The following is a 24,343-nucleotide window of genomic DNA, read 5'->3' as shown; positions in this document are numbered from 1 at the left end:
CGGCGAGCTCAGGACGAGCTTGCCGCCTACGCTTTTCTGGTTCCATCGATTGCAGAGGGCTCTGAATGAAAATGCTCCCACTACAAGCCGCCATGGCCGCTGCGCTGTTGAGCGTGGCGATCGGCGTTTCGGCCAAACCGCTGGTGGTCTGCACCGAAGCCAGCCCGGAAGGTTTCGACCCGGTCCTGTACACCACTGCCGTGACCGCTGACGCCGCCGCTGAAACCATGTTCAACCGCCTGGTGGACTTCAAGCCCGGCACCACAGAAGTGGTGCCTGCCCTGGCCAAAGACCTGCCGGAAATCAGCGCCGATGGCCTGACCTACACCTTCCACCTGCGTGACGACATCAAGTTCCACACCACCGACTATTTCAAACCCACGCGCAACCTGAATGCCGATGATGTGCTTTGGAGCTTCCAGCGCCAGCTGGACCCGAATCACCCTTGGCATAAAAAGTCCAACGTGGGCTATCCGTACTTCGAAAGCATGGGCTTTAAAGAACTGCTCAAGAGCGTAGAGAAAACCGACGATCACACCGTCGTCTTTACCCTGACCCGTCCTGAAGCCCCGTTCCTGGCCGACCTGGCCATGGCGTTTTCCTCGATTCACTCCGCCGAATATGCCGACCAGTTGCTCAAGTCCGGCAAGACCGATGACCTGAACGCCAAGCCCATCGGCACCGGGCCGTTCATCTTCAACCGCTACGCAAAAGATGCCCAGGTGCGTTTCAAGGCCAACCCGGAGTACTTCCGTGGCAAGCCGCCGGCCGACCCGCTTATTCTGGCAATCACCACCGATAGCAATGTGCGCCTGCAAAAGCTCAAGGCCAACGAATGCCAGATCGCGCTGTATCCCAAGCCCGATGATGTACCCAGCGCCAAGGCTGATCCCAACCTGAAAGTGGCGGAACTAGCGGCGATGACCACCAGCTACACCGCCATGAATACCACCCACAAGTACATGAGCGATGCGCGGGTACGTCACGCGATCAATATTGCCTTCGATAAAAAGGGCTACAACGAATCGCTGTACGGCAAAGGCAACGCCGTCGATGCCACCGGGCCGTACCCGCCGACCCTGCTGGGCTTCAGTGACAAGCTGAAAAACCCAGTTCGCGACTTGGACAAGGCGCGCGCCCTGCTCAAGGAAGCCGGCGTACCGGAAGGCACCGAGTTCACCCTGTTTACCCGTAACGGCGGCGGCCCGACCAACCCCAACCCGATGCTCGGCGCCCAGCGCATGCAGGCGGATCTGGCCCAGATTGGCCTGAAGGTCAATATCAAGGTCATGGAGTGGGGCGAAATGCTCAAGCGCGCTAAAGCCGGCGAACACGACATGGTTTCTGCAGGCTGGGCCGGGGATAACGGCGACCCGGATAACTTCCTCACCCCTAACCTGAGTTGCGACGCAGCGAAAAACGGCGAAAACTACGCCCGCTGGTGTAACAAAGAGTTTCAAGACTTGATCGACAAGGCCCGCGCCGAGGCTGAACCCGCCGAACGCGCCGCACTCTATGAACAAGCTTTGGCCGTTTTCGAGAAGGACCAACCGTGGATCCCCATGGCCTACCCGAAAATGTTTACCGCCATGCGCAAGAACGTCGAGGGTTATACCCAAAGCCCTCTGACTACCAATAACTTCGCCACCACCCAGGTGAAGTAAATAAGAAAAACGCTCGGCACCGTCGACACTGACGGTGCCGGACCTGCCTAACCGGCTGATTGAGGTACACACCAAGATGTTTAGTTTTATTGCCCGCCGACTGGGGTTATTGATCCCCACGTTCTTCGGCATCACGTTGCTGACCTTTGCGTTGATTCGCATGATTCCAGGCGACCCCGTAGAAGTCATGATGGGCGAGCGACGGGTTGACCCCGAAATGCACGCCCAGGCAATGGAGCGCCTTGGCCTTAACAAGCCGCTGTATGCGCAATACCTGGATTACGTCGGCAAGCTCGCCCAGGGCGACCTTGGCGAATCGTTGCGCACTCGCACCAGCGTGTGGACCGAGTTCACCGCCCTCTTCCCCGCGACCCTGGAACTGTCCATGGCCGCGCTGTTGTTCGCCGGTATTCTGGGCCTGTTGGCCGGGGTGATCGCGGCACTCAAACGAGGATCCCTGTTCGACCACGGGGTGATGGGCATCTCCCTGGCGGGATATTCGATGCCGATCTTCTGGTGGGGCCTGATCCTGATCATGTTCTTCTCGGTGAGCCTGGGCTGGACCCCGGTGTCCGGGCGTATCGACCTGCTCTACGACATCGAGCCACGCACCGGCTTCATGCTGATCGACACCCTGCTGGCCGACGAGCCGGACGCGTTCTGGGATGCGTTGCACCACCTGATCCTGCCAGCCATCGTACTCGGCACCATCCCGCTGGCGGTGATCGCGCGCATGACCCGTTCGTCGATGCTCGAAGTGCTGCGTGAGGACTACATCCGTACCGCCAAGGCCAAGGGCCTATCGCCGGCGCGCGTGGTGTTCGTGCACGGCCTGCGTAACGCGCTGATCCCGGTGCTCACTGTGGTCGGCCTGCAAGTCGGCACGCTGCTGGCCGGTGCGGTACTGACCGAAACCATCTTCTCGTGGCCCGGCATCGGCAAATGGCTGATCGAAGCCATTGGCGCGCGGGACTACCCGGTGGTGCAAAACGGCATTCTGCTGATCGCCTGCCTGGTGATCCTGGTGAACTTCGTGGTGGATATCCTCTACGGCTTCGCCAACCCACGCATCCGTCACCAGCGCTGAGATCATGACCATGACCACACCTACTCAAGTGTCAGCAGTCGATCAGAGCCTGCTGTACCCGTCCCCGTACAAAGAATTCTGGCAAGCCTTCTCCAAGAACAAAGGCGCGGTTGCCGGCCTGCTGTTCATGTTGCTGATCGTGTTCTGCGCGATCTTCGCCCCGTGGGTTGCGCCGCATAACCCCAGCGAGCAATACCGAGACTTCCTGCTCACGCCACCGGCCTGGCTGGAAGGCGGGCAGATGCAGTTCCTGCTGGGCACCGACGAACTGGGCCGCGACTTGCTCTCGCGCCTGATCCAGGGCTCGCGCCTGTCGTTGCTGATCGGTTTATCGTCGGTGGTGATGTCGCTGATCCCGGGCATCCTGCTGGGCCTGTTCGCTGGGTTCTTCCCGCGCTTGCTCGGCCCGACCATCATGCGCTTGATGGACATCATGCTGGCCCTGCCATCGCTGCTGCTGGCCGTGGCGATTGTCGCCATCCTCGGCCCTGGCCTGATCAACACCGTGATCGCCATCGCCATCGTGTCGTTGCCATCCTATGTGCGCCTGACCCGCGCCGCCGTGATGGGCGAACTGAACCGCGACTACGTGACTGCCGCCCGCCTCGCTGGCGCCGGCCTGCCACGCCTGATGTTCATCACCGTGCTGCCTAACTGCATGGCGCCGCTGATCGTACAAGCGACCTTGAGCTTTTCCTCGGCGATTCTCGATGCCGCGGCCCTGGGCTTCCTCGGCCTTGGCGTACAACCGCCAACCCCTGAGTGGGGCACCATGCTGGCTTCGGCCCGCGACTACATCGAACGCGCCTGGTGGGTGGTGAGCCTGCCTGGCTTGACCATTTTGCTCAGCGTGCTGGCAATCAACTTGATGGGTGACGGCCTGCGCGATGCGCTGGACCCGAAACTCAAGAACGCCGCCTGAGGAGATTCCCATGTCACTGTTAGAAATCAAGAATCTCAACGTGCGCTTCGGCGACAAGACCGCCGTGCCGGTGGTCGATGGCCTCGACATTTCCGTCGACAAGGGCGAAGTCCTGGCAATCGTTGGCGAGTCGGGCTCGGGTAAATCCGTGACCATGATGGCGCTGATGGGCCTGATCGAGCACCCCGGCATCGTCACCGCCGATGCGCTGAACTTCGACGGCAAGGACATGCTCAAGTTGAGCAACCGCCAGCGCCGCCAGATCGTCGGCAAAGACCTGGCGATGGTGTTCCAGGATCCGATGACCGCGCTGAACCCCAGCTACACCGTGGGTTTCCAGATCGAAGAAGTGCTGCGCCTGCATTTGAAAATGTCCGGCAAACAAGCACGCAAACGCGCCATCGAGCTGCTGGAAAAGGTCGAGATCCCAGGCGCTGCCAGCCGTATGGATGCCTACCCGCACCAATTGTCCGGTGGTATGAGCCAACGCGTGGCAATCGCCATGGCGATTGCCGGCGAACCGAAACTGCTGATCGCCGATGAACCGACCACTGCGTTGGACGTGACCATCCAGGCGCAGATCATGGAGCTGCTGTTGGCCCTGCAAAAAGAGCAGAACATGGGCCTGGTGCTGATCACTCATGACCTCGCGGTAGTGGCTGAAACCGCCCAGCGCGTTTGCGTAATGTACGCAGGTCAGGCAGTGGAAGTCGGCCAGGTGCCGCAGTTGTTCGACATTCCGGCACACCCGTACAGCGAAGCGTTGCTCAAGGCGATTCCCGAGCACAGCCTGGGTGCCACGCGCCTGGCCACGCTGCCGGGCATCGTGCCGGGCCGCTATGACCGTCCGCAGGGTTGCCTGCTGTCGCCGCGCTGCCCGTATGTGCAGGACTCCTGCCGCGCCCAGCGGCCGGGCCTCGATCCGAAAAGCAACAGCCTTGCCCGCTGCTTCTACCCGTTGAACCAGGAGGTGGCGTAATGGCCGTCGTACTTACCGCCCGCGACCTCACCCGTCACTACGAAGTGTCCCGTGGCCTGTTCAAGGGCCATGCCACCGTGCGTGCTCTTAATGGTGTGTCTTTTGAGCTGGAAGCCGGCAAGACCCTCGCCGTGGTAGGCGAGTCGGGCTGTGGCAAATCCACCCTGGCCCGCGCCCTGACGCTGATTGAAGAGCCCTCGTCGGGCTCGTTGAAAATCGCCGGGCAAGAAGTGGCCGGCGCCAACAAGGCTCAGCGCAAGCAATTGCGCAAAGACGTGCAGATGGTGTTCCAGAGCCCCTATGCCTCGTTGAACCCACGCCAGAAAGTCGGTGATCAACTGGCCGAACCGCTGCTGATCAACACCCACCTGTCCGCTGCCGAGCGCCGCGAAAAAGTGCAGGCGATGATGAAGCAAGTGGGCCTGCGCCCTGAGCATTATCAGCGCTACCCGCACATGTTCTCCGGTGGTCAGCGCCAGCGTATCGCCCTGGCTCGGGCAATGATGCTGCAACCCAAGGTGCTGGTGGCGGACGAACCGACCTCGGCGCTGGACGTGTCGATCCAGGCACAGGTGCTTAACCTGTTCATGGATTTGCAGCAGGAATTCAACACCGCCTACGTGTTCATTTCCCACAACCTGGCGGTGGTACAGCACGTAGCTGACGATGTGATGGTGATGTACCTCGGCCGCCCGGTTGAGGTGGGCCCCAAGGAAGACATCTACGCACGCCCGCTGCACCCTTACACCCAGGCGCTGCTGTCGGCCACGCCGACCATTCACCCGGACCCGAGCAAGCCAAAGATCAAGATCGTCGGCGAACTGCCCAACCCACTGAACCCGCCGCCGGGTTGCGCGTTCCACAAGCGCTGCCCGTATGCGACCGAGCGCTGCAGCAGTGAGGAGCCGCTGTTGCGGCCGTTGGATAACCGGCAGGTGGCTTGTCACTACGCGGAGCAATTCGTGGCCTGAAGCAACATTGTTTCCCTCTGTGGGAGCGGGCTTGCTCGCGAATGCGTGGGTTCAGCTACAGATGGGTTGCTGACACACCGTCTTCGCGAGCAAGCCCGCTCCCACAGGGGTAATGCGTGATATCGAGTTCCATCGCCCTTCCCGCCAGATTGCGCATCAGTCTGGCTGGAGGGGCTTTTTTTTGCGCGGTTGTAACAAAAAACATACCGTTTGAACCCATGCCAAAAGCCCTGAAAACATTGAGCCAGAGCGTTTCGAAAAGTGTATAGATTGTAAATGCAATTTACTTCTGTTTGAGAATCAATACCATTACGACGCACGGAGAGCGCTGGATGCACGACAAAAATTCAGACGCCTCTCGTTCAATCGCCCCTCCTAAAGGACTTTGTGGACATGTCGTCTCAATTCAGGCTCAGCCATCTCTCGCTGGCGTTTATCGCTACCCTTTCGTCCCCCGCGCTGCTGGCGCAGAGTGTGGAAAAAGAGCGCGATAAAGTGCCGATCCAAGCGACAGACCTGCCTGTGGATGGCACGCCCCAAGCCCTGGTGCTGGGCGAAACGCGTGTATTGGGCACCGCTGCCGAAGAACTCAAGCAGGCGCCCGGTGTGTCGATCATCACCGCCGAAGACATCAAGAAACGCCCGCCCACCAACGACCTGTCGGAGATCATCCGCCGCGAGCCGGGCGTGAACCTGACCGGCAACAGTTCCAGCGGCAGCCGTGGCAACAACCGCCAAATCGACCTGCGCGGCATGGGCCCGGAAAACACCCTGATCCTGATCGATGGCAAGCCGTCCACCTCCCGAAACGCCGTGCGTTATGGCTGGAGCGGCGACCGCGATACCCGTGGCGAAACCAATTGGGTGCCGGCCGAAGAAGTCGAACGCATTGAAATCCTGCGCGGCCCGGCCGCCGCCCGTTATGGCTCCGGTGCCATGGGCGGTGTCATCAACATCATCACCAAACGCCCCACCGACCAACTGCACGGCTCGCTGACCGCCTACACCGCCTTCCCCGAAAACGATGCCGAAGGCGCGAGCAAACGCACCAACTTCAACCTCAGCGGCCCGTTGACCGACACACTGGCGTTCCGCGTCTATGGCGGCCTGAACAAGACCGACGCCGATGACGCCGACATCAACCGCGCAGCACAGGCGACCCCAGACTCGCTGGTGGCCGGCCGCGAAGGCGTGCGCAATAAAGACGTGAACGGCTTGCTGAGCTGGCAGTTCACCCCCGAGCAAACCCTCGACCTGGAAGCCAGCTACAGCCGCCAGGGCAATATTTTCGCCGGTGATACCATGCTCAACGGCGGTGGCGCATTCGTGGAAAGCTTGGTGGGCAAGGAAACCAGTGTGATTCAGCGCAGCAGCTTTTCTGCCACGCACCGCGGCGAGTTCGACTGGGGCTCGACCCTGGCTTCGCTAACCCACGACCTGACCCGCAACGAACGCCTCAATGAAGGCCTGGCCGGTTCTGGCGAGGGTGCGCCGTCTGCCAGCGCAGGCCGTTTCGAGTCGCGCTTGCGCAACACTCGGGCCACCGCCGAGGTCAACCTGCCCCTGAGCGTCGGTGCCGAACAGGTGCTGACCCTGGGCAGCGAGTACCTCTACGAGTCGATGAACGACCCAGGCTCGTTGCGCCCGCAAAGCTATGACCCAGGCACCGGCGGCGTCCCCGCCATCCCGGGCGTGAGCCGCAACAGCACCAAGACCACCGCCTCGAGCTACGCCTTGTTTGCCGAGGACAACATCGAGCTAGGCAGCAAGACTGTCATCACGCCTGGCTTGCGCTTCGACGACCATGAGGAATACGGCGGCAACTGGAGCCCCAGCTTCAACGCCTCGCACCAGTTGACCGATGAATTGAGCATCAAGGGTGGCATCGCCCGCGCCTATAAAACACCCAACCTGTACCAGTCCAACCCGAACTATTTGCTGTACAGCCGTGGCAATGGCTGCAACGCCAGCGAAGCCAACATGGGCGGTTGCTACCTGGTGGGTAATCGCGACCTGAAGCCGGAAATCAGCGTCAACAAGGAAATCGGCCTGGCTTTCGACAAGGGCACCTGGCGTACCAGTGCGACGTACTTCCGTAATGACTACAAGAACAAGATCAACGCCAGTAACGAGGCGGCCTTCCGCCTGGGCAACGGTCGCCGCGTGCTGGAGTGGGAAAACAGCGGGCCCGCCTTGGTGCAGGGCGTTGAAGGCAACCTGTTCATCAGCCTGCGCGATGATCTGGACTTGAATACCAACCTGACCTACATGATCGACTCCAAGGACAAGGACACCGGCGAGCCCTTGAGCATCATCCCCAAGTACACCGTCAACACCACGCTGGATTGGCAAGCCACTGACAAGCTGTCATTCCAGGTCAGCGGCACCTATTACGGCAAACAAGAAGCACCGACGCTCAACTCACGCAGCGCCAGCAGTTACGAGCGCAGCGCCCAGCAGGACGTCGACCCGTACGGGTTGATGGGCCTGAGCAGCGGCTACGAATTCAGCAAAAACCTGAGCGTACGCGTGGGCATCAACAACCTCCTGGACAAGCGCCTGTCTCGCAAAGGTAACGCCGACGACGCCGGTGCCCAGACCTACAATGAACCGGGCCGCGCTTACTTCGCGTCGGTGACTACATCGTTCTAAGGCATTGTTTGAGGTCTGAAAAGCGCCTCCCACCAGCTATAGGCTGGCGGGAGGCGCTTTCTTTCTAGCGAGCCTACGTTTGGCTATCGCCTTCGTCTGCGTCTGCGTCGTCGCTGTCGGGCTCGTCGGTAGTAGAGTCATCATCACCCTCGCTGCCGCCCTGGCCCTGATCGCCTGGTTCGGCTTCGGACTTGGCCAACTGCAAGTGCGATGCCTGACCACTGGTCACCACCGCTGCGCTCGGTACCGGGTTATGCGCCCAGGCCGTCGACATCCCCAACGACAACAGCACCAGCACTTTCATCAACAGCACTATTCGTTGAAAAATACTCATGATCGATTCCGTCCAGTCAGTAAATGGGCCCCGCACGGCAGTCATTAACTGCCACCAGCGTTTACGCTAGTCGCGATGCCGGATTACCGCCAATCCCCAGCCTTTAGGAGGTCAAAATGTGGGAGGGGGCTTGCCCCCGATTACGGAGTGTCAGAGCCCAATACACTGGCTGACACACCGCTATCGGGGGCAAGCCCCCTCCCACATTCTCTGAACCGCTCAAACCTTAGTGGTGTTCGCGGGTCGCGCGGAATTTCACATCCGGCCAACGCTCTTCCATCAGCGCCAGGTTGACGCGGGTCGGCGCCAGGTAGGTCAGGTGACCACCGCCGTCGATTGCCAGGTTTTCCACGGCCTTGTTGGAGAACTCTTCCAACTTCTTCTTATCGCTGCAATCAATCCAGCGCGCCGAATACACGGTGATCGGCTCATACGAACACTCAACCTTGTATTCCTCTTTCAAGCGGCTGGCGACCACATCGAACTGCAGCACACCCACGGCGCCGAGGATGATGTCGTTGCTGCGCTCGGGGAAGAACACCTGGGTGGCGCCCTCTTCGGCCAATTGCTGCAAGCCTTGGCGCAGTTGCTTGGACTTGAGCGGGTCACGCAGGCGCACGCGGCGGAACAGTTCCGGGGCGAAATGCGGAATGCCGGTGAAGCCCAGGGCTTCGCCTTCGGTAAAGGTGTCGCCGATCTGGATGGTGCCGTGGTTGTGCAGGCCGATGATGTCGCCGGCAAACGCCTCTTCCAGCTGTTCACGCTCGGAGGAGAAGAACGTCAGGGCGTCGCCGATGCGTACGTCCTTGCCGGTGCGCACGTGGCGCATCTTCATGCCTTTTTCGTACTTGCCGGAGCAGATGCGCATAAAGGCGATACGGTCGCGGTGTTTCGGGTCCATGTTCGCCTGGATCTTGAACACGAAGCCGGTGAATTTCTCTTCCACCGGTTCCACGGTGCGCTCGTTGGCAACGCGGGCCAGGGGCTTTGGCGCCCAGTCCACGACGGCGTCGAGCACGTGGTCGACACCGAAGTTGCCCAGCGCGGTACCGAAGAACACCGGCGTCAGTTGGCCGTCGAGGAATTCCTGCTGGTTGAACTCATGGCAGGCGCCCTGCACCAGTTCCAGCTGGTCGACGAAACGATCGTACTCGTCGCCCAGGTGGGCACGGGCTTCGTCGGAGTCGAGCTTCTCGATGATCTTGGTTTCGGTGCGTTCATGGCCGTGACCGGCGGTGTAGACAATGATGTAGTCGTCGGCCAGGTGGTACACGCCCTTGAAGTCGCGGTAGCAACCAATCGGCCAGGTGATCGGCGCCGCTTTGATCTTCAAGACGGCTTCGATTTCATCCAGCAACTCGATGGGGTCGCGGATATCGCGGTCGAGTTTGTTGATGAAACTGACAATCGGCGTGTCACGCAGACGGCACACGTCCATCAACGCGATGGTGCGCGGTTCGACGCCTTTACCGCCGTCGAGGACCATCAGCGCCGAGTCCACCGCGGTGAGGGTGCGGTAGGTATCTTCGGAGAAGTCTTCGTGCCCCGGGGTGTCGAGCAGGTTGATCATGTGCTCGCGATACGGGAACTGCATGACCGACGTGGTAATGGAAATACCCCGTTGTTTTTCCATTTCCATCCAGTCGGAGGTGGCATGGCGGTCGGATTTACGCGATTTCACCGTGCCGGCCACCGCGATCGCCTTGCCCATCAGCAACAGCTTTTCGGTGATGGTGGTCTTACCGGCATCGGGGTGGGAAATAATGGCGAAAGTGCGGCGTTTCGCGACTTCGGCGGCCTGGTGGGTCATGGGAAATCGCCTGGCAGGTGAGTCAAAAAAGGGCGGCGAGTATAGCGCAAACGCGAGGGTACGGACCACCGTTGAGCCCATTGGGGGTGGCTAAATGCGCCCAAGTGTGGAACCTTTTAAAAGGTCGAGACGTCCACTCCCCTGCTATCGCACTCGGAACAGGGGCTGAAATATCAGCAAGTTAGCCTGACGAGGCTGCGCTCATGGCTCGATCGCATACTGCATTGCCAGTATCGGCGAGTTGCTTTTCGCGAACTCATTCAGAGGCAGCCAGGAATGGCAGTGCCGCCGGAAAATGTGTTCGCCGACAAAAGAAAAAAAGGAGTCCGCCTGTGGCTATTCGCTATGGCAAAGGGCTGATAGGAGGCGCGGTTGTCGTCGCGCTCCTGGCCCTGCTGGTCCACTGGATCGGCATCAACACGATCGAACTGTACCGCGACGATTTGTTGTTTTACCTGCAAGCTCACCTGATTCTCGTCCTAGTCTCCATGCTGGCAGCCCTGATTGTGGGCATCCCCGCCGGTATCCTGCTCAGCCGACCCAACATGGTCGGGCGCGCAGAACGTTTCATGCAGATCTTCAACATCGGCAACACCGTCCCTCCCCTGGCCGTACTGGCCATCGCCCTCGGCGTCCTCGGCATCGGCAGCGGCCCGGCCATCTTCGCGCTGTTCCTTGCCTCGCTCCTGCCCATCGTACGCAACACCTACGAAGGCCTGAAAAACGTTCAGGGCTCCCTCAAGGAAGCCGCCACCGGCATCGGCATGACGCCGCGCCAGGTGCTGTTTCGCGTGGAGCTGCCCAACGCCGTGCCGATCATCATCGGCGGTGTGCGCGTGGCCCTGGCGATCAACGTCGGTACCGCACCGCTGGCGTTCCTGATTGGCGCCAACAGCCTGGGCAGCCTGATCTTCCCCGGCATCGCCCTGAACAACCAGCCGCAACTGTTGCTCGGCGCCGCCTGCACCGCGCTGCTGGCATTGCTGCTTGATGGCCTGGTGACCATGGCCAGCCGCCTCTGGCTGGAACGCGGGTTACGCCCGTCTTAAGCCCGGTAAAGGAATTCACATGAAAAAACTGAGCTTGATATTAGGCTGCGTCCTGCTGCTTGCAGGTATTGCGCAAGCCGCCGAAAAACCCGTGATCCGCATCGGCGCCCGGGTGTTCACCGAGCAGACCCTGCTCGCCGAAATCACTTCCCAATACCTGCGCACCAAGGGCTACGACGCCCGCGTGACCGGCGGCCTGGGCAGCAACCTGGCGCGCAGTGCCCAGGAAAGCGGGCAACTGGACCTGATATGGGAATACACCGGCGTGTCGCTGGTGGCCTACAACCATATCGACGAGAAACTCGACAGCGAGCAGTCCTACGCTCGGGTCAAAGAACTCGATGCGAAAAAAGGCTTGGTCTGGCTGTCGCCGTCGCGTTTCAGCAACACCTACGCCCTGGCACTGCCGGAGAAAGTTGCTGAGGAACATCCCGAGATCAACAGCATCAGCGATCTCACCAACGCCATGGCCGAGGACATCAAGGAACAGCGCCTGGTCGCCCTGGACACCGAGTTCGCCAACCGCTCCGACGGCCTGGCGGGCATGGTCAAGCTGTACGACATGAACCTGACGCGCAAAAACACCCGGCAGATGGACGCGGGCCTGGTCTACACCGCCCTGCGTAATGGCCAGGTGTTTGCCGGACTGGTCTACACCACCGACGGGCGCCTCAACGCCTTTAAGTTGAAGCTGCTCGAAGACGACAAGCACTACTTCCCGGATTACACCGCAGCCCCGGTGATCCGCCAGGAATACCTCGACAAACACCCGCAACTGGCCGCCGAACTCAAGCCTTTGGCCCACCTGTTCGACGATGAAACCATGCGTCAGCTCAATGCACGGGTCGACGTCGACCATGAAAGCCCGTCCGCCGTTGCCGCCGATTTCCTGCGCCAACATCCAATCAACTAAAAAGGAGAAGACATGGAATTTTTGAACGCCTTTTCCCATCTTGATTGGGCCCAGGTCCTGCACCTGACCTGGCAGCACATCACCCTGGTCGGCATCGCAGTGATCCTCGCGATCTTCATCGGCGTGCCCCTGGGCATTCTGATGACGCGCTTCCCGACCCTGGCCGGCCCGTTGCAAGCCAGCGCCACAGTGTTGCTGACCGTGCCATCCATCGCGCTGTTCGGCCTGCTGCTGCCGTTCTACTCCAAGTTCGGCCAGGGCCTGGGGCCAATGCCGGCGATCACCGCCGTGTTCCTTTACTCCCTGCTGCCAATCATGCGTAACACCTACCTGGCCCTCACCGGCGTTGAGCCAGGCATTCGCGAAGCCGCACGCGGCATCGGCATGACCTTCGGCCAGCGCCTGCGCATGGTCGAACTGCCGATTGCGGTGCCGGTGATTCTCGCTGGCGTGCGTACCGCCGTGGTGATGAATATCGGTGTGATGACCATCGCCGCCACCATCGGTGCCGGTGGCCTGGGTGTACTTATTCTGGCTTCCATCAGCCGCAGCGATATGTCGATGCTGATCGTCGGCGCCGTGCTGGTCAGTCTCCTGGCCATCTTCGCCGACCTGCTTCTGCAATGGCTGCAACGCTCGCTGACTCCAAAAGGATTGCTCAAATGATCGAACTTCAAAACCTGTCCAAGACTTTTCAAAGCAACGGCAAGACCGTCACCGCCGTCAACGATGTAAGCCTGACCGTCAACGAAGGCGAAATTTGCGTATTCCTGGGGCCCTCGGGCTGCGGCAAGAGCACTACGCTGAAGATGATCAACCGTCTGATCAAGCCCTCCTCGGGCAAGATCCTGATCAACGGCGAAGACACCACCGACCTCGATGAAGTAACCCTGCGCCGTAACATCGGCTACGTGATCCAGCAGATCGGCCTGTTCCCCAACATGACCATCGAAGAAAACATCGTGGTGGTGCCCAAGCTGCTCGGTTGGGACAAGCAAAAATGCCACGACCGCGCCCGCGAATTGATGAGCATGATCAAGCTGGAGCCCAAGCAGTACCTGCATCGCTACCCGCGTGAATTGTCGGGTGGGCAGCAACAGCGCATCGGTGTGATCCGCGCCCTGGCGGCGGATGCGCCGCTGCTGCTGATGGACGAGCCGTTCGGCGCGGTCGACCCGATCAACCGCGAGATGATCCAGAACGAATTCTTCGAGATGCAGCGCGCGCTGAACAAGACCGTGATCATGGTCAGCCATGACATCGACGAAGCCATCAAGCTGGGTGACAAGATCGCCATCTTCCGCGCCGGCAAGCTGCTGCAGATCGACCACCCGGACACGCTGCTGGCGCACCCGGCCGACGAGTTCGTCAGCAATTTCGTGGGCCAGGACAGCACCCTCAAGCGCCTGCTGCTGGTAAAAGCCGAAGACGCGGCGGACAACGCCCCGTCGGTGAGCCCGGAAACACCCGTGGCCGATGCGCTGGAATTGATGGACGAGCACGACCGCCGCTATGTGGTGGTCACCTGTTCGGAGAACAAGGCGCTGGGCTACGTACGCCGTCGCGACCTGCACCGCCAGGCCGGCACCTGCGGCCAGTACCTGCGCGAGTTCAATGCCACGGCGGCGTACGACGAGCATTTACGCATCCTGCTGTCGCGCATGTACGAGTTCAACCGTTCGTGGTTGCCGGTGATGGATGCCGAGCGCGTGTTCCTGGGTGAAGTGACCCAGGAGTCGATTGCCGAGTACCTGAGTTCCGGTAAATCCCGTGGCGGCAAGACCAGCATTGTCTCGCCTGCCGAAACTGCTTTGGCTTGATAGATCGCTATCGCAGGCAAGCCAGCTCCCACAGGGGAATGCATTCCAGCATAAGAATGCAGTTCAAATGTGGGAGCTGGCTTGCCTGCGATGAATACACCGCAAATCCATCTGATTGGCCCCATCCGGGGAACATCAATCCGTCACACCGGTCGGTTACATAAGTAGCTGCACGCGGCCGCGCGACGAACGCGTGCAAAAACGCGACATTTTTAGTTGATCCCACGCCCGCCAAGCCCTAAAGTTCGCGCCGAACGTCCATGCTGGAAACGATCCATCCGGCTCAAGTACTGACGACGAGACAGCAAGGCCAAGGGCAGCTTACCCCATGGCCTTTTTGCTTTCGGCGACATGCCTTGGGAAGTAGGCGAACCAAAGTGGGGATACGGAGGACGTTCATTTGCACCCATTGATCAAATTAGTTTGCCCTTAGGAGTTCCCAGCATGTCGATCAACGTCGAAGATTATTTCGCGCGCGCCACTTTTGACAAAATGAAGGCGTTCGCCGACAAGCAAGAAACCCCGTTCGTGGTGATCGACACCGCGATGATCAGCCAGGCCTACGACGACCTGCGCGCCGGTTTCGAATTCGCCAAGGTGTATTACGCCGTCAAGGCCAACCCGGCCGTTGAGATCATCGACCTGTTGAAAGACAAGGGTTCGAGCTTCGACATCGCCTCGATCTATGAGCTGGACAAGGTCATGGACCGCGGCGTCAGCGCCGACCGTATCAGCTACGGCAACACCATCAAGAAATCCAAGGACATCCGCTACTTCTATGAGAAGGGCGTGCGTCTGTTCTCCACCGACTCCGAAGCCGACCTTCGCAACATCGCCAAGGCCGCGCCGGGTTCGAAAGTGTATGTGCGTATCCTCACCGAAGGCTCGACCACTGCTGACTGGCCGTTGTCGCGTAAATTCGGCTGCCAGACCGACATGGCCATGGACCTGCTGATCCTCGCCCGCGACCTGGGCCTGGTGCCTTACGGCATCTCGTTCCACGTCGGCTCGCAACAGCGCGACATCAGCGTGTGGGACGCAGCCATCGCCAAGGTCAAGGTGATCTTCGAACGCCTCAAAGAAGAAGACGGCATCCACCTGAAGCTGATCAACATGGGCGGTGGCTTCCCGGCCAACTACATCACCCGCACCAACAGCCTGGAAACCTACGCCGAAGAAATCATCCGTTTCCTTAAAGAAGACTTCGGTGACGACCTGCCGGAAATCATCCTGGAGCCTGGCCGTTCGCTGATCGCCAACGCCGGCATCCTGGTCAGCGAAGTGGTGCTGGTGGCGCGCAAGTCCCGTACCGCCGTCGAGCGCTGGGTGTACACGGATGTGGGCAAGTTTTCCGGCCTGATCGAAACCATGGACGAAGCCATCAAGTTCCCGATCTGGACCGAGAAGAAAGGCGAGATGGAAGAAGTGGTCATCGCCGGCCCGACCTGCGACAGCGCCGATATCATGTACGAAAACTACAAGTACGGCCTGCCGTTGAACCTGGCCATTGGTGATCGTCTGTACTGGTTGTCGACCGGTGCCTACACCACCAGCTACAGCGCGGTGGAGTTCAATGGGTTCCCGCCGCTGAAATCCTTCTACGTTTAACCCCCCCCTCCGATCGTTCCCACGCTCTGCGTGGGAACGCCTCCTGTGACGCTCTGCGTTACGCGCTCAAGTGCGGACGCGGAGCGTCCAGGGCGGCATTCCCACGCGGAGCGTGGGAACGATCAGCTCGTAGCTCGTTGCTGGTACAACTCGGCCATGGCGCGAATTCGCGGGTCATCCGCCCGTGCCAGCGCCTTGTGTGCCGTTTGCAGAAACTTGAGATTCCCGCCTGCCAGCGCCTTGTGCAACCACTCCAGCGCCGCGTCGACCTGGCCGCTGTCTGCCAGCACCGCCGCATGGCTAAACTGCCCACGAAAATCACCTGCCTCGGCTGAGCGGCGGTACCACTCAACGGCCGCCTCAACATCCTTGGGGCAATGCTGCCCGTCTTCCAGGTAACGCCCGAGCAGGTTCATCGACTTGGCATGGCCCTGTTCGGCAGCCTGGCGATACAGCGCCAGTGCTTGCGCCTGGTCTTCAACAACGCCACGGCCGGTAGCCAAGAGGTTGGCGTAGTTGTACTGCCCCCAATCCAACCCGGCGTGTGCCGCCAGACGATATTCCCGTGCTGCGGCGGCTTCATCGACAGCGCAGCCCCAGCCATGCTCGCGGCAACGCCCGATCATATTGCGCGCCATCAGGTGCCCGCCCTGCGCGGCAATCTGGAACCAGCGCAGCGCCAGGGCCTCATCGCGGGCAATGCCGCGCCCTTCCAGCAAGATTTGCCCGAGCAGGGCCTGGGCATCGACCACGCCTGCCTTGGCCGCGATCAGAATGGCCTGAGCGGCGCGCACCGGGGAGTCATCGAGCATGCTCTGCAATTGTTCGACATTGAGCACTTCTTCGCGGCGCAATAAAAAGCCCATGCTCAGACCTCGACCCAGCGGCGCAACAGGTTGTGGTAGGTGCCGGTGAGCTGGATCAGCGCAGGGTGGTCGGGCACGTCGCGGGTCAGTTGCTGGATCGCGCCGTCCATTTCAAACAGCAAGGTGCGCTGGCTGTCTTCGCGCACCAGGCTTTGGGTCCAGAAGAACGAGGCATAACGCGCGCCACGGGTCACCGCGTTGACTTTGTGCAGGCTGGAGCCGGGGTACAGCACCATGTCGCCGGCGGGTAGCTTGACCCGCTGCAGGCCGAACGTGTCCTGGATCTCCAGTTCCCCACCGTCGTAGTCGTCGGGGTCGCTGAAGAACAGCGTGGACGACAGGTCGGTGCGCACGCGCTCATGGCTGCCTTTGGGTTGGCGCACCGCGTTGTCGATATGAAAGTCGAAACTGCCGCCAGCGGTGTAGCAGTTGAGCAGTGGCGGGAAGACTTTATGCGGCAGCGCGGCCGACATGAACAGCGGGTTGCTCCACAACCGTTCCAACATCGCCGCGCCGATTTCCTTGGCCAGGGGGTGGCCTTCGGGTAATTGCAGGTTGTGCTTGGCCTTGGCCGACTGGTGCCCGGCGGTGATTTTGCCGTCAGCCCATTCGGTCTCTTCCAGGGCTTGGCGAATGCGCAGCACCTCCTCGCGAGAGAACAGGCCGGGAATGTGCAGCAACATGAGGCAATACCTGCGATCAGAGAGGCGCCAATGGTATTGATTCTTATCCGCCCTGTAAAACGCGAGGACGAACGAGAACACAAAATCCGTAAAGAAAAAGTGTAAAGAATGTAAATTTGATGCGAATAGCAATATCTCGCAATTGATACAAAGTCTTGTTGGCCCTATATTCCGCGGCCTCACATCCTTGGGGAAGGGACACGTCATGTCGCGCACTATTCTAAAAATACCGGCCAGTTCACCACGCATGCTGGCCTCCGCCATTGGCGTTGCCCTGAGTGCCGGCTCCGCCGCCCACCTGGCGCAGGCGGCTGAAAATACCGAGCCAACAGGCGAGCGCAACCCTATCTCCCTCGGCGCCACCAACATCACCGGCCAGGAGCAGGACAACACCTCCTACCAGGTGGAGAAAGCCTCGTCGCAGAAGTACACCGCGCCGCTGGTGGACACGCCGCGTTCGGTCACCGTGGTGCCGCAACAAGTCCTCAAGGACACCGCCGCCACCTCGTTGCAGGACGCCTTGCGCACCGTACCGGGTATCACCTTCGGTGCCGGTGAAGGTGGCAACCCTCAGGGCGACCGTCCGTTCATCCGTGGTTTTGATGCCCAGGGCGATACCTACCTCGATGGCGTACGCGATACCGGCGGCCAGAGCCGCGAGATCTTCGACATCGAGTCCATCGAAGTCAGCAAAGGCCCGAACTCTTCGTTCGGCGGCCGTGGCTCGGCCGGTGGCAGCCTCAACCTAGTGAGCAAGACCCCACAAGCGCGGGACTTCACCAACGGCGGCTTTACCTACGGCTCCGACCAGACCCGCCGCTACGTGCTCGACGTGAACCGCCAGTTCCTGGACGACAGCGCGGCATTCCGCCTGAACCTGATGAGCCATGAACAAAACGTGGCTGGCCGCGATGCGGTGAACTACGACCGTTGGGGCGTGGCACCGTCGCTGACGTTTGGCCTGGGCACGCCGACCCGCGTCAACCTCAGCTACTACCACATGGAAAGTGACGACCTGCCGGATTCGGGGATTCCGTATGGCTATGGCAGCACAGCCAAGAATGCCGTGCACGTTCATGACAAACCTACCGATGGCGGCGATAGCAGCAACTTTTACGGCTTAAAAAGCCGCGACTTCCGCAAAACACGCGCCGACATCAGCACGGTCTCCATCGAGCACGACCTGAACGACAACATGACGCTGAAAAACACCCTGCGTCATGGCAGCACCGGCCAGGATTACGTATTGACGCAGCCTGATGACAGCCAGCACAACGTCAACCAGTTCGGCACCGTGTGGCGTCGGGCTAACAGTCGCGTGTCCACCACTACGACGACCACTAACCAGACCGATCTGTTTGGTAATTTCCAATTGGCGGGGATGAAGCATTCCTACTCCACTGGTTTGGAGTTCACGGGCGAAGAAACCCGCGTAAGTGGCTACACGGTCACTCCAAACAGTAACCCAATACCCAATGGCTGCACGCCTAGCGTAGTCGGCAGCAGCGGCGGCAATTGTACGTCTCTCGGCAACCCGAATCCGGATGATGCCTGGAACGGCAACGTTGCGCGCAACTACAACGGCACCAACACCAAAGCCACCAGTCGCGCTGCCTATGTATTCGACACCATCGAACTTGATCCTAAATGGCTGCTCAATGTCGGCCTGCGCTACGACACTTTCGACACTCAAGCCAATACCAATGCCGCTACAGGACGTACCAAGCTCAAGGACGACAGCCAATTTTTCAACTGGCAGGCCGGGCTTGTGTGGAAACCCACGGAAAACGGCAGCATCTATACCTCCTACGCTACCTCAGCTTCGCCAGTTGGCGGCTTAGTAGGTGAAGGTCAGGAACCCAATGGTTTCGTCACCGGCATTAACACCAGCGACCTGGAACCCGAAGAAACAGTCAACTACGAACTCGGCACTAAGTGGGATCTGTTTCATGATCGCTTGTCCCTAACTGCTGCCGTGTTCCGCACTGAGAAGAAAAACACACGAATTCTGGTGAGTTCCAACACCTTCGAAAACGGCGGTGAATCCCGAGTCGATGGCTTGGAGCTGTCTGCCAGCGGAAAAATCACCGATCAATGGCAAGTGTTCGCTGGTTACAGCTATCTGAAAAGCGAGCTGGTAGATCCTGGCAGAATCGGCAACCGTCAAAACGTGGTGAGTGCCGGTTCCAACAAAGGCAACCAGATGCCCAACACGCCGAAGAACTCCTTCAGCCTGTGGACCACCTACGACATCACCCCCAAGCTGACCGTCGGCGGCGGCGCGTTCTACGTCGATGAGGTTTACGGCGATGCAGGCAACACCGTGTACGTGCCGTCCTACACCCGCTACGACGCCATGGCCAGCTACAAGCTGACCAAAAACGTCGACTTGCAATTGAACGTACAAAACCTCACCGACAAGACGTATTACGATAAGGCCTACTCGGCGCACTTCGCCAACCAGGCGGCCGGTCGTACCGCTCTGTTGACTACCAGCTTCCACTTCTAAACGCAGTCAATGCTCGACCCAAGGCCCCACGCATCGGATGCGTGGGGCTTTTGTGTGTAAAACAGAATTTTTCTCGATAACCCACGGCATAATGCGCGCCGTGACATCGATATCCAGATAAGCGAGGCGGCCCGACGTGTTGAAGAAAACCCTGTTCCAGTTGCATTGGTTCTTCGGCATCACGGCCGGGCTGGTGCTGGCCTTGATGGGGATCACCGGGGCTGCGTACTCGTTCCAGGATGAAATCCTGCGGGCCCTCAACCCCACGGTTTTGAGCGTACAGAAACGCGAGGCCGGTGTACTGCCGCCCGCCGAGCTGGTACGCAAGCTGGAAGCGGCCGAAGGCAAGACCGTGGCCATGCTGTGGGTAGAAAGTGAAAGCGGCAACGCCGGCCGCGTGTCCTTCACCCCGCCACCGGGCGAGCGCCGTGGCCAGATGCGCTACTTTGACCCGTACACCGGCGACTACATGGGTGACGCGGTCGGCCAGGACCTGTTCGGTTTTATCCTGCAATTGCACCGCTTCCTCGCCATCGGCGATACCGGGCGCAATATCACCGGCGCCTGCACCCTGATCCTGCTGTTTTTCTGCCTCTCCGGCCTGTACCTGCGCTGGCCGCGCCAGGTGAAAAGCTGGCGCGTCTGGCTGACCCTGGACTGGCGCAAAAAGGGCCGCAGCTTCAATTGGGACCTGCACTCGGTATTCGGCACCTGGTGCCTGTTGTTTTATCTGCTGGCGGCACTGACAGGGCTGTACTGGTCCTACGACTGGTACAACCGTGGCGTGACCAAACTGCTGTCCGACGCGCCGCAGAACGAGCGCATGCGCAAGCGCGGCCCGCCGCCCTCAGGCCCGGCTCCGGTGGCCAACTATGACGCAATCTGGAGCAGCATCTACAGCAACGCCGGCCCCGACTTGAGCGCCTACAACATTCGGATGCCCGCGGTCGCCGGGCAACCGGCCACCGTGTATTACCTGCTCACTTCATCGCCCCATGACCGTGCCCTGAACCAGATCAACCTGGACCCGGCCACCGGCGAGGTCAAATCCCACGAGCGCTACGCCAGCAAAAGCCTCAAGGCGCAGTTGCTGACCAGTGTGTATGCGCTGCACACCGGCAGCTATTTCGGCCTGGTCGGGCGCATCGTCCTCACCGTCAGCTCACTGCTTATGCCGCTGTTTTTCATCACGGGCTGGCTGCTGTACCTGGACCGACGCCGCAAAAAGCGGCAGGTCCGCGATGCCCGCAAAGGTTTGACAGATAACCACAGCAATGCCCCGGCCTGGCTGATCGGCTTCGCCAGCCAGAGCGGCTTTGCCGAACAACTGGCCTGGCAAACGGCCGGGCAACTGCAGGCTGCGGGCCTGGCGGTGAAGGTGCAGCCTTTGGGCAGTGTCAGCCGCGACGACCTCAGCCAATTACAGAACGCGCTGTTTGTGGTCAGTACCTTTGGCGACGGCGAAGCCCCCGACAGCGCCCGAGGTTTCGAGCGCAGCGTGCTCGGCCATTCGCTTCCCCTCACAGGCTTGAACTACTCGGTGCTGGCCCTGGGTGACCGGCAGTACGAACATTTTTGCGGCTTTGCCCGGCGCCTGCATTTCTGGCTGACCAACCAGGGCGGCACCCCGCTGTTTGCCCCGGTGGAAGTCGACAGCGGCGACGCAGTGGCCCTGCACACCTGGCAACAGCAACTGGGCCAGCTCACCGGGCATGCGCCGGCAGCGGCCTGGCCGACGGCCCAGTACGAAAACTGGACCCTGAGCCAACGCACCCTGCTCAACCCCGACAGTGTCGGCTCGCCCGTCTACCTGCTGGGCCTCACATCCACGTCTGCGCACAGCTGGCTGGCCGGCGACCTGGTGGAAGTCCTGCCGCGCAATTGCCCCTGGGCCATCGAACACTTCCTGGCCGGCCTGGGCTTGGTCGGCAGCGACGGTGTGGTGATCGACGGCGTGGCCCACACCCTTGATCAGGCCCTGGCCACGCGCCAACTGCCGGACAACCGCACGCACCTGGTCGGCCTGCACGCCCAGGCGTTGGTGGACGCGCTGGTCCCACTGGGCATGCGCGAATACTCCATCGCCTCGATTGCCAGCGACGGCGTGCTGGAGTTGATCGTGCGCCAGGAACGCCACCCCGACGGCAGCCTGGGGCTTGGCTCCGGCTGGCTGACTGAACACGCCGCCCTCGGCTCGGCCATCAGCCTGCGCCTGCGGCGCAACAGCGGCTTCCATTTGCCCGACGCGCCTGTGCCACTGATTCTGCTGGGCAACGGCACCGGCCTGGCGGGCCTGCGTAGCTTGCTCAAGGCGCGTATTGCCGGCGGCCAGCAGCGAAACTGGCTGCTGTTCGGCGAGCGCAATATCGCCCACGACTACCTGTGCCAGGACGAACTGCAAGGCTGGCTCGCCAGTGGAGACCTGGCCCTGCTGGACCTGGCATTTTCCCGCGATCAAGAGGAGAAGGTCTACGTACAGGATCGCCTGCGCGAGTCAGCGGATGTGCTGCGCAAATGGCTGGCGGATGGCGCGGCGATTTATGTGTGTGGCAGCTTGCAGGGGATGGCGACGGGGGTGGATCAGGCACTGGCAGACATCTTGGGCAAGGAGGCGCTGGAGCGCCTGATCGAACAGGGCCGCTATCGTCGGGATGTCTACTGACCCGAGAAACAAAGAAGATCAAAGGTGGGAGCTGGCTTGCCTGCGATGGCGGCCTATCAGTGAAAGATTTTTTCACTGACAGATCGCTATCGCAGGCAAGCCAGCTCCCACAGTTTTGGCTGCATTCCGATCAGGCCGGTTGCAGTTTTTGCTCGAACACTGAAACCCCGTCCAAGTCCCGTAGCATCACCGTCAACTCCGCCGTCTGCCCATCTATCTGCACTTCACCAAAAAACTGAAAGCCCGCAAACGGCGAGGTATTCTGCGCCGGTGGCGCCTTCTGGAACACCACGTGCGGGCCAAAGGTTTTATCCAGTGGGTTGGGCCCGAAACTCCCAGCATTCAACGGCCCTGCCACAAACTCCCAGAACGGCTCGAAATCCTGGAACGTCGCACGGTCAGGGTGATAGTGATGCGCTGCACAGTAATGCACATCGGCCGTCAGCCACACGTGGTTGCGCACCTTATGCTCATGCAGGAACCCCAGCAGTTCGGCGATCTCCAGCTCACGCCCTTGCGCCGGGCCAGGGTCGCCATTGGCGATCGCTTCCCAACGCGCCACGCCGGGGCTGACTTCACCGTCGGGCACGCCCAGACCGATGGGCATGTCGGCGGCGACCACCTTCCACTGCGCTTGCGAGGCCTTGAGCCCGCGTTTGAGCCAGTCCAACTGTTCCCGCCCGAGGAAGGGCTTTTCCGCGCCCAGGTTGTCATCATTCGGCCCACGATAGCTGCGCATATCCAACACAAACACATCCAGCAGCGGCCCATAACTGAGCTTGCGATAAATGCGCCCGCCACCGTCGGCGCTCTGTCGGCGCATGGGTGAATATTCCAGCCAGGCCTGGCGGGCACGGCCCACCAAGGTATTGATGTCGCGGGTCTGGTAACGCTCATCCAACTGCTTGCTCGATGACCAGTTGTTGATCACCTCGTGATCGTCCCACTGCCAGATCTGCGGTACCTCGGCATTGAAGCGGCGCACGTTTTCATCCAGCAGGTTGTAGCGGTAATTACCGCGATATTCATCGAGGGTTTCCGCGACTTTGCTTTTGGCTTCGGTGGTAATGTTGCGCCAGATGCGCCCGCCTTCAGTGGTGAGCTGCGCGGGGACCGGGCCGTCGGCATAGATGGTGTCGCCGCTGTGGATAAAAAAGTCCGGCAGGCGCAGGCGCATGGCTTCATAGATGCGCATGCCACCGATGTCCGGGTTGATGCCGAAGCCTTGGCCGACAGTGTCGCCGCTCCACACAAAACGGATGTCACGCCGCTGTTGCGGCACGCTACGCAAGTGGCCGAACCAGGGTTCACTGGCAATGCCGGTCTGGGCGTCTTCGAAATGCACGCGGTAGAAAATCGCCTGGTCGACCGGCAGCCCGGTGAGCTCGACACGGGCGGTAAAGTCGGTGCGGCTGTCGGCCAGGGGCGAGACGAATCGGCGCGGGTTGCTGAACACGCTGCGGGTATCCCACTCCACCACCATCTTCGCCGGGCGGTCACTGCGGCTCCAGATCATTGCGCGATCGCCCTGCAGGTCGCCCGATTGCACGCCGTCAGTGAGTTGCGGTCGGTCCTTCACCGAAGCGATCACCGCCGGCGCCAGGCCCGGCAACAACAGGCCAGCGCCCACGGCTTGCATCACACGGCGGCGACCGAGATCGAAGTGGCTCATGCAGGTGCCCTCTTGAGTATCAAAAGGGCCACTAAAGCATGATGGGATGAAGCGGATGTGACACCGATTAGCAGAACGGTCGAGTTCACCTGTGGGAGCTGGCTTGCCTGCGATGCAAACACCTCGGTGTATCAGGCAAACC

18 protein-coding genes are annotated in these 24,343 nt (G+C 60.6%); 13 read left to right on the top strand and 5 right to left on the bottom strand.

Features of this window, described 5'->3' with window-relative positions:
• The first annotated feature begins 65 nt into the window (after positions 1-65).
• From GH769_RS00975 to GH769_RS00950, 6 genes are all read left to right on the top strand, one after another.
• A complete protein-coding gene (locus GH769_RS00975) occupies positions 66-1,664 on the top strand; it encodes an ABC transporter substrate-binding protein (RefSeq protein WP_032904008.1) in 1,599 nt (532 codons plus the stop codon).
• Positions 1,665-1,740: 76 nt separating this feature from the next.
• Complete coding sequence (locus tag GH769_RS00970) at positions 1,741-2,751, top strand: ABC transporter permease subunit (RefSeq protein ID WP_003171721.1); 1,011 nt, start codon at positions 1,741-1,743, stop codon at positions 2,749-2,751.
• A 10-nt stretch (positions 2,752-2,761) separates the two neighbouring features.
• Positions 2,762-3,673, top strand: a complete 912-nt coding sequence (locus GH769_RS00965) for an ABC transporter permease subunit (RefSeq protein ID WP_003188486.1) — start codon at positions 2,762-2,764, stop codon at positions 3,671-3,673.
• Positions 3,674-3,683: 10 nt separating this feature from the next.
• Positions 3,684-4,652: an ABC transporter ATP-binding protein gene (locus GH769_RS00960; RefSeq protein ID WP_014716896.1), complete on the top strand. Its 969-nt coding sequence runs from the start codon at positions 3,684-3,686 to the stop codon at positions 4,650-4,652.
• Positions 4,652-5,623 carry a peptide ABC transporter ATP-binding protein gene (locus GH769_RS00955; protein WP_014716895.1) on the top strand — a complete coding sequence of 324 codons (972 nt, stop codon included), beginning with the start codon at positions 4,652-4,654 and terminating at the stop codon, positions 5,621-5,623. The genes GH769_RS00960 and GH769_RS00955 overlap by 1 nt, the downstream gene beginning before the upstream one ends.
• Before the next feature lie 393 nt (positions 5,624-6,016).
• Positions 6,017-8,275 carry a TonB-dependent siderophore receptor gene (locus tag GH769_RS00950; RefSeq protein ID WP_020301281.1) on the top strand — a complete coding sequence of 753 codons (2,259 nt, stop codon included), beginning with the start codon at positions 6,017-6,019 and terminating at the stop codon, positions 8,273-8,275.
• 73 nt (positions 8,276-8,348) lie between these two features.
• Here the strand turns inward: GH769_RS00950 and GH769_RS00945 are convergent, their stop codons facing one another.
• Positions 8,349-8,609, bottom strand: a complete 261-nt coding sequence (locus GH769_RS00945) for a hypothetical protein (RefSeq protein ID WP_032904007.1) — start codon at positions 8,607-8,609, stop codon at positions 8,349-8,351.
• Positions 8,610-8,835: 226 nt separating this feature from the next.
• Positions 8,836-10,419: a peptide chain release factor 3 gene (locus GH769_RS00940; RefSeq protein ID WP_003188476.1), complete on the bottom strand. Its 1,584-nt coding sequence runs from the start codon at positions 10,417-10,419 to the stop codon at positions 8,836-8,838.
• Positions 10,420-10,751: 332 nt separating this feature from the next.
• On the opposite strand from GH769_RS00940, the gene GH769_RS00935 reads away from it, so the two are divergent.
• The 5 genes from GH769_RS00935 (at position 10,752) to GH769_RS00915 (ending at position 15,809) form a co-directional block, all read left to right on the top strand.
• Positions 10,752-11,468 (top strand): ABC transporter permease, encoded by a 717-nt coding sequence (locus GH769_RS00935; RefSeq protein WP_004372306.1) that lies wholly within the window; start codon positions 10,752-10,754, stop codon positions 11,466-11,468.
• Positions 11,469-11,487: 19 nt separating this feature from the next.
• Positions 11,488-12,381, top strand: a complete 894-nt coding sequence (locus GH769_RS00930) for a glycine betaine ABC transporter substrate-binding protein (RefSeq protein ID WP_032904006.1) — start codon at positions 11,488-11,490, stop codon at positions 12,379-12,381.
• A 12-nt stretch (positions 12,382-12,393) separates the two neighbouring features.
• A complete protein-coding gene (locus GH769_RS00925) occupies positions 12,394-13,047 on the top strand; it encodes an ABC transporter permease (RefSeq protein WP_003188473.1) in 654 nt (217 codons plus the stop codon).
• Positions 13,044-14,201: a betaine/proline/choline family ABC transporter ATP-binding protein gene (locus tag GH769_RS00920; RefSeq protein ID WP_014716891.1), complete on the top strand. Its 1,158-nt coding sequence runs from the start codon at positions 13,044-13,046 to the stop codon at positions 14,199-14,201. The genes GH769_RS00925 and GH769_RS00920 overlap by 4 nt, the downstream gene beginning before the upstream one ends.
• Positions 14,202-14,645: 444 nt before the next feature.
• Positions 14,646-15,809: a type III PLP-dependent enzyme gene (locus GH769_RS00915; RefSeq protein WP_014716890.1), complete on the top strand. Its 1,164-nt coding sequence runs from the start codon at positions 14,646-14,648 to the stop codon at positions 15,807-15,809.
• Between the two features lie 122 nt (positions 15,810-15,931).
• Here GH769_RS00915 and GH769_RS00905 read toward each other — a convergent pair whose 3' ends face one another.
• Both GH769_RS00905 and GH769_RS00900 read right to left on the bottom strand, forming a co-directional pair.
• Positions 15,932-16,675 carry a tetratricopeptide repeat protein gene (locus GH769_RS00905; protein WP_032904005.1) on the bottom strand — a complete coding sequence of 248 codons (744 nt, stop codon included), beginning with the start codon at positions 16,673-16,675 and terminating at the stop codon, positions 15,932-15,934.
• Between the two features lie 2 nt (positions 16,676-16,677).
• Entirely contained in the window at positions 16,678-17,358 is a 681-nt protein-coding gene (locus tag GH769_RS00900) for a Fe2+-dependent dioxygenase (RefSeq protein ID WP_003188464.1), read from the bottom strand.
• Between the two features lie 205 nt (positions 17,359-17,563).
• Between GH769_RS00900 and GH769_RS00895 the strand changes: the two genes are divergently transcribed.
• On the top strand, positions 17,564-19,867 hold the full coding sequence (locus GH769_RS00895; protein WP_032904004.1) for a TonB-dependent siderophore receptor: 2,304 nt from the start codon (positions 17,564-17,566) through the stop codon (positions 19,865-19,867).
• A 136-nt stretch (positions 19,868-20,003) separates the two neighbouring features.
• Complete coding sequence (locus tag GH769_RS00890) at positions 20,004-22,529, top strand: sulfite reductase flavoprotein subunit alpha (RefSeq protein WP_032904003.1); 2,526 nt, start codon at positions 20,004-20,006, stop codon at positions 22,527-22,529.
• Positions 22,530-22,659: 130 nt separating this feature from the next.
• On the opposite strand, the gene GH769_RS00885 is transcribed toward GH769_RS00890, so the two are convergent.
• Complete coding sequence (locus tag GH769_RS00885) at positions 22,660-24,201, bottom strand: alkaline phosphatase (protein ID WP_014716886.1); 1,542 nt, start codon at positions 24,199-24,201, stop codon at positions 22,660-22,662.
• Positions 24,202-24,343 lie beyond the last annotated feature (142 nt).

The organism is Pseudomonas sp. CFSAN084952 (assembly GCF_009648855.1).
GTDB lineage: Bacteria > Pseudomonadota > Gammaproteobacteria > Pseudomonadales > Pseudomonadaceae > Aquipseudomonas > Aquipseudomonas paracarnis.
Note: the sequence above shows the minus strand (reverse complement) of the source record. Positions and strands in the feature narration are given on the sequence as shown.